This window comes from Bacillus cereus group sp. BfR-BA-01355, from assembly GCF_022663675.1.
Taxonomy (GTDB): domain Bacteria; phylum Bacillota; class Bacilli; order Bacillales; family Bacillaceae_G; genus Bacillus_A; species Bacillus_A thuringiensis_S.
In genome coordinates, this window is the sequence record NZ_JAKUFY010000243.1 from 1 (window position 1) to 1,891 (window position 1,891).

The following is a 1,891-nucleotide window of genomic DNA, read 5'->3' on the forward strand; positions in this document are numbered from 1 at the left end:
TTCTTCGTCCCTGCATAATTATATGCAGGGACGTTTTTTTATCCAATCATTTCCGCATCATATAGAAGAACTAACAATTACCGGTAATTTGTCACAAAATTCTAAAATTTAGAAGGAAATATACAATATTGGCGAATTTTATATAAAAAAGAGCTATTTCACATTACTTAGGAGGGGAAAACAATGGTTTCAAAAATTGAGTCTGTTCTTTTAACAATTTTTATCTTTTTCTGTATTGGTTTTAGTGTTATTCAATTAGAAGTTTCACCACACATCCCAATTTTATTTGGTATCGTTCTTTTATTAGCATTTGGATTCCTGAAGAAAATCTCTTGGTCTACTATGGAGAAAGGGATGATTAGTAGTATTTCAGCTGGTATTCCATCTATATTTATTTTCTTACTTGTAGGCGTATTAATTAGCGTTTGGATCGCAGCTGGAACTATTCCGACTTTAATGGTATACGGCTTCCAACTTGTATCTCCAAAAATTTTCGTTCCAACTGTTTTTGTTGTTTGTGCAATTGTTGGAACGAGTATCGGTAGTGCATTTACAACTGCTGCAACTGTAGGACTTGCCTTTATGGGAATGGGTACTGCCCTTGGATACGATCCAGCTCTTATTGCTGGTGCAATTATTTCTGGTGCATTCTTTGGAGATAAAATGTCTCCTTTATCTGATACAACAAACTTAGCGCCTGCTGTAACGGGTGTAGATTTATTTGAACATATTCGTAACATGCTTTGGACAACAGTACCAGCTTTCATTATTGCTTTTATCGCATTTTTCATTTTAGGAAGCGGATCTGGTGGAAACGTTGATTTCTCAGCATTTATTAACACACTAGAAAAAAATGCAACGATTTCTATCGTTACGCTGATTCCCATTTTATTACTGTTCCTATTCGCATTTAAAAAGGTACCCGCAGTTCCAACATTACTTGCAGGAATTGTGGTAGGGATTATTATTCTCTTTATTTTTAAACCTAGCACTTCTTTAGCGGATTTAATGAAAATTATGCAAGACGGATACGTTTCTAAAACTGGTATTAAAGATATTGATAGCTTATTATCTCGCGGTGGCCTGCAAAGTATGATGATGTCAATCGCTCTTATTTTCCTAGCTCTTTGTATGGGAGGATTATTACAAGGAATGGGTATTATAGCCCAGCTGATGAACATTATCTCTAGCTTCGTAAAAACTAGTACACGCTTAATTATTTCTACTGCTTCAACTGCAATTGGTGTAAACTTCTTACTTGGTGAGCAGTACTTATCCATCGTTTTAACAGGACAAGCATTCGCTAATAAATACGATGAAGTCGGTTTAGAGCGTCGTAATTTATCACGAGTATTAGAAGATGCTGGTACAGTAATTAATCCACTCGTACCATGGGGTGTCAGTGGCGTATTCTTAACAAACGTTCTTAGCGTTCCAACATTCGATTACCTGCCATACGCAATCTTCTGTTTAGCGTGTCCAGTCGTAACCATTATCGTCGGCTTTACTGGATTCGGTCTTTCATGGAAAAAAGAAAAAGCAGTACCAGTTTCATAATATAACAAAAAGGATTACCAAATCGGTAATCCTTTTTATATTTCTCGACTATCTATTCGCTTTCTTTCTTCTAAATAACATAAGTAATCCCGCTCCAACAAACGCAAGACCAGCTCCAATTGTAGAAGCAATACTTGCACCTGTTTTCGGTAAATCACGTTCATCTTTTTCAGCTTCTTTATTTTCACTTACAGTTGTTGTTGTTTCTTTTGTATTTTGATCATCTGTTGTAGTTTGTCCAGATCCGGTATTATTTCCATCTTGCTTTGGTTCATTACCATTATTACCTTCTTCTGTTGGTGGTGTTGGGTTTTCTCCATCACCTTTTGGTGGT

2 protein-coding genes are annotated in these 1,891 nt (G+C 36.1%); one reads left to right on the top strand and one right to left on the bottom strand.

From position 1 onward, the window contains the following. The first annotated feature begins 183 nt into the window (after positions 1–183). A complete protein-coding gene (gene nhaC, locus MR167_RS31290) occupies positions 184–1,557 on the top strand; it encodes a Na+/H+ antiporter NhaC (protein WP_147801714.1) in 1,374 nt (457 codons plus the stop codon). Positions 1,558–1,605: 48 nt separating this feature from the next. On the opposite strand, the gene MR167_RS31295 is transcribed toward nhaC, so the two are convergent. Then, on the bottom strand, positions 1,606–1,891 hold a 286-nt coding region (locus MR167_RS31295; protein WP_242316221.1), incomplete at its 5' end, for an LPXTG cell wall anchor domain-containing protein.